Source organism: Streptomyces sp. NPDC058964, assembly GCF_042741275.1.
In the GTDB taxonomy this organism is placed as follows: Bacteria; Actinomycetota; Actinomycetes; order Streptomycetales; family Streptomycetaceae; genus Streptomyces.
The window spans coordinates 3405-7872 of sequence record NZ_JBHYKH010000431.1 but is presented as its reverse complement, the minus strand read 5'-3'; the positions used below and the strand labels follow the sequence as shown (position 1 = coordinate 7872).

At 70.2% G+C, this 4468-nt stretch carries 4 protein-coding genes; 3 read left to right on the top strand and 1 reads right to left on the bottom strand.

The window, feature by feature from the left end:
* Positions 1–547: FtsW/RodA/SpoVE family cell cycle protein (locus tag ACFW2E_RS35830; RefSeq protein WP_384472863.1), on the top strand; the 547-nt coding region annotated here is incomplete at its 5' end.
* Positions 544–2001 carry a penicillin-binding transpeptidase domain-containing protein gene (locus ACFW2E_RS35825; RefSeq protein ID WP_384472860.1) on the top strand — a complete coding sequence of 486 codons (1458 nt, stop codon included), beginning with the start codon at positions 544–546 and terminating at the stop codon, positions 1999–2001. The genes ACFW2E_RS35830 and ACFW2E_RS35825, both read left to right, overlap by 4 nt.
* 226 nt (positions 2002–2227) lie before the next feature.
* On the opposite strand, the gene ACFW2E_RS35820 is transcribed toward ACFW2E_RS35825, so the two are convergent.
* Positions 2228–3340 carry a ferritin-like domain-containing protein gene (locus tag ACFW2E_RS35820; RefSeq protein ID WP_384472857.1) on the bottom strand — a complete coding sequence of 371 codons (1113 nt, stop codon included), beginning with the start codon at positions 3338–3340 and terminating at the stop codon, positions 2228–2230.
* Positions 3341–3461: 121 nt separating this feature from the next.
* Here ACFW2E_RS35820 and ACFW2E_RS35815 point away from each other — a divergent pair, with 121 nt between their 5' ends.
* Positions 3462–4400 carry a diiron oxygenase gene (locus ACFW2E_RS35815; RefSeq protein ID WP_384472854.1) on the top strand — a complete coding sequence of 313 codons (939 nt, stop codon included), beginning with the start codon at positions 3462–3464 and terminating at the stop codon, positions 4398–4400.
* Positions 4401–4468 lie beyond the last annotated feature (68 nt).

Genomic DNA, 4468 nt, shown 5'->3' with positions numbered 1-4468 from the left:
CCCCTCGCTGGGCGCGGTCGCCGTGGGCTGGCTGGAGCCGCACGTGCACAGCAGGGTGGAGGACTGGCTGCACCCCTTCGCGTCCATCGAGGCGGGCGACGGGCCGGGCCAGCTGGCCCAGTCCCTCTTCGCCATCGCGGCGGGCGGGGTGACCGGCACCGGCCTCGGGCTCGGGCACTCGATCCTCATCGGCTTCGCCGTCAAGTCGGACTTCATCCTGGCGACCGCCGGGGAGGAACTGGGCTTCCTCGGCCTGACCGCGATCTTCCTGCTGTACGCGCTGCTCGTGGAGCGCGGCTACCGGGCGGGGCTGGCCGCACGGGACCCCTTCGGCCGGCTGCTCGCGGTCGGCCTCGCCTCGATCGTGGCGCTCCAGGTGTTCGTGATCGCGGGCGGGGTGACCGGTCTGATCCCGCTGACCGGCATGGCGATGCCGTTCCTGGCGCAGGGCGGTTCCTCCGTCGTCACCAACTGGGCGATCGTGGCCCTGCTGATCCGGGTGAGCGACTCGGCCCGCAGCCAGTACGACGGCCGGGTGGCCCCGTGACCAAGTACATCCGGCACGCCGCCGCGTTCTGCGTGCTGCTCCTGGTGGCGCTGCTCGTGAACGCCGCCCGCGTCCAGGTCGTCCAGGGTCCCTCCTACGACGACAACCCGGCCAACCGCCGTGCCACGATCGCCCGTTACGGCCAGGCGCGCGGCGACATCCTCGTCGGCGGGCTCCCGGTCACCGGTTCCCGCGACACCGGTGAGCAGCTCCGCCACGAACGGGCCTACGAGAACGGGCCGTTGTACGCGCCGGTGACCGGGTTCGCCTCGCAGGTGTACGGGACGACGTTCCTGGAGCACGCCGAGGACGGCATTCTGTCCGGCACGGATCCGCTGCTGTCGCCCTTCCCCCTGTGGAACGAGGTCACCCGGGCGCAGAACCCGCCCGGGGACGTCGTCACGACCCTCAACCGGTCCGCGCAGGAGGCGGCGTACCGGGGGCTGGGCGCGCGCAAGGGCGCGGTGGCGGCGATCGAGCCGTCCACGGGCCGGATCCTGGCGCTGGTGTCCACGCCGTCGTACGACCCCGCCGAGCTGTCCGGGAACGGGGACGCGGTGACGTCGGCCTGGGCTCGGCTCAACGACGACCCGGAGAAGCCGATGCTCAACCGGGCCGCCCGGCAGACGTATCCGCCGGGCTCCACCTTCAAGGTGGTCACCGCAGCCGCGGCGCTGGACGCGGGGGTGGTCGAGGACCTGGACGCGCCCACCGACTCCCCCGATCCCTACACCCTGCCGGGCACGAGGACGCGTCTGACGAACGAGTCCGAGGGCTGCGCGGACGCCTCGGTGCGGGCGGCCTTCGAGTGGTCGTGCAACACCGTGTTCGCGAAGCTGGGCGCGGACGTGGGGGTCGACGCCATGTCCTCGACGGCGCAGGCCTTCGGCTTCAACGACACGAGCCTGCGGATCCCGTACTCGGTCGCACAGAGCACCTTCGACACCCACGTCGACAGGGCGCAGCTGGCACTGTCCTCGATCGGGCAGTACAACACGCGGGCCACACCGCTCCAGATGGCGATGGTGGCGGCCGCCGTCGCCAACGGCGGGCAGGTGCGGGCGCCGTACCTGGTGGAACGGACGGTCCGCAAGGGCGGCGAGACGATCACCACGACCGGTGCCCGTCCCCTGCACCAGGCGATGAACCCGGCGACCGCGGTGCGCATGCGGGAGCTGATGACCGACGTGGTGCGGGAGGGCACGGGCGCCAACGCGGCCATCCCCGGCGCCACGGTCGGCGGCAAGACCGGCACCGCCCAGCACGGCGTCGGCAACGCCGGTGTGCCGTACGCCTGGTTCGTGTCCTGGGCGCAGGGCAACGACGACATGGAGCCGAAGGTGGCGGTCGCGGTGGTGGTGGAGGACGCGGCGGCGGACCGCGGGGAGATCAGCGGAGGCGGGGACGCGGCGCCGATCGCGAGGGAGGTGATGAAGGCGGTTCTGGGCCTGTGAACCGGGGTACCGCGGCCCGGCAACGCGGCTCCGTGTGGGGAGGAGGGCTCGGGAGCCGGTCCAGGTCGCCCGCCGGCCAGCCCTCATGCGGCGGACGAGGTCACTCGTAGTCCTCGTCCAGCCCGTACTCACGTGCGGCGCTCATGATGGCGCCCCTGGGCCGGAGTCTGCCCGGCACGGTCAGCGCACCCAGGGGTACATGCCGATTCCCCCGTCGATGCAGTGATCAACCGATGAGGCGTTGACCTTCCTCGATCGCCTCCTCCACCTCCGCCGCCCGCTCCCGCTCCTCCACCGCGAAGCGTTCCGCGTCGAGCCGCTCGGCGATCTCCTCGTCCTGGGCCATCAGCAGGTCCAGGTTGGAGTCGCCCATCTCCAGGACGCCCATGTCGACATAGGCCCGCTGCAGGCGTTCGCCCCACAGGCCGATGTCCTTCACGCAGGGCACGATGCGGCTGAACAGCAGTTTGCGGAAGAGCTGGAGGAACTCGGACCGCTCGCTCAGCTCCTCGGCCTCCGTCCTGGGGATGCCGAAGTTCTCCAGCACCTCCACCCCGCGCAGCCGGTCGCGCATCAGGTAGCAGCCCTCGATGACGAACTCCTCGCGCTCACGGAGTTCGGCGTCGCTGAGCTGCTTGTAGTAGTCCCGCAGTGCCATCCGGCCGAAGGCCACGTGCCGGGCCTCGTCCTGCATGACGTAGGCCAGGATCTGCTTCGGCAGGGGCTTGCTGGTGGTGTCCCGGATCATGCCGAAGGCGGCCAGCGCCAGCCCCTCGATGAGGACCTGCATGCCCAGGTAGGGCATGTCCCAGCGGCTGTCGCGGAGGGTGTCGCCGAGCAGGGACTGGAGGTTGTCGTTGATCGGGTAGACCAGCCCGATCTTCTCGTGCAGGAAGCGGGCGTAGATCTCGGCGTGCCGGGCCTCGTCCATCGTCTGGGTCGCCGAGTAGAACTTGGCATCCAGATCGGGGACGGACTCCACGATCCGCGCCGCGCAGATCATGGCGCCCTGTTCGCCGTGCAGGAACTGGCTGAACTGCCAGGAGGCGAAGTGCTGACGCAGCTGGCCCTTGTCCCGGTCGGTCATCTTGTCCCAGTAGCGCGTCCCGTAGAGGGTCATGGACTCGTCGGGCGTGCCCAGGGCGTCGTGCGGGTCGACTTCGATGTCCCAGTCGATGCGCTTCTGCCCGTCCCACTGTTTGTCCTTGCCCTTCTGGTAGAGGGCGAGGAGACGGTCGCGGCCGTCGTCGTACTCCCAGCTGAAACGGGCCGCGCCGGTCGCGGGCACCTGCCAGTGGGGGTCTCCCGGGTCCTTGGCGTAGAGCTCGGAGGTCGGCATAACGGCAGGCTCACACGTAGACGCCGAGTCAACAAGTGCTGTGCGAGGGATTGACGACCTTGCTGACAAGCAGTCTCATAAGAGTCGACGCACGTACTCCGGGTAACGAGGTGAGGGAGCCATGACGACCCTGACGGAAGCCGACGCGGTCAACGGCCTGCGCGACGCGCTCGGCCTGCTCAAGGACCGGGAGCAGGTGGCCGAACGGCTGCTCGTCTCTTCCGCCAAGCACTCCTTCGACCCCGACAAGGAGCTGGACTGGGATGCGCCCTTCGAGGAGGGCAAGTGGTTCTGGCCGCCGGAACTGGTCTCGCTCTACGACACCCCGCTGTGGAAGCGGATGGGCGAGGAACAGCGGATCCTGCTCTCCCAGCACGAGGCCGCGGCGCTGGCCTCGCTGGGCATCTGGTTCGAGATCATCCTGATGCAGCTGCTGGTCCGGCACATCTACGACAAGTCGGCGACGAGCGCGCACGTCCGCTACGCGCTCACCGAGATCGAGGACGAGTGCCGGCACTCCAAGATGTTCGCCCGCCTGATCTCACGGGGGGACGCGCCCTGGTACCCGGTGAGCCGGGCCCACCAGACCCTCGGCCGGGTCTTCAAGACGATCTCCACCACCCCCGGTTCCTTCACGGCGACGCTGCTCGGCGAGGAGGTACTGGACTGGATGCAGCGGCTGACGTTCCCGGACGAGCGGGTGCAGCCGCTGGTCCGGGGAGTGACCCGCATCCATGTGGTCGAGGAGGCCCGCCATGTCCGATACGCCCGTGAGGAACTCCGCCGCCAGATGCTGACGGCACCCCGGTGGTCGCAGGAGTTCACCCGGGTCACCTCGGGCGAGTTCGCGCGGGTGTTCTCGGTGGCCTTCGTGAACCCCGAGGTCTACACGAACGTCGGCCTGGACAAGCGCGAGGCGATGGCCCAGGTCAAGGCCAGCGCGCACCGCCGCGAGGTCATGCAGACGGGAGCGAAGCGGCTGACGGACTTCCTGGACGACATCGGCGTGCTGCGCGGCGTCGGCCGCCGCCTGTGGCGTTCTTCCGGCCTACTGGCCTGAGGCGGGCCCACCGGCCACCGGCCGTTTGGCCCGCCCGGGGGGGCGGGGCCCGGGGGGGGCCGGGCCGC

Bases quoted from the DNA above. Each gene is read 5' to 3' on its own strand.
- ACFW2E_RS35815 (WP_384472854.1), top strand. From the start codon at position 3,462: ATGACGACCCTGACGGAAGCCGACGCGGTCAACGGCCTGCGCGACGCG.
- ACFW2E_RS35820 (WP_384472857.1), bottom strand. From the start codon at position 3,340: ATGCCGACCTCCGAGCTCTACGCCAAGGACCCGGGAGACCCCCACTGG.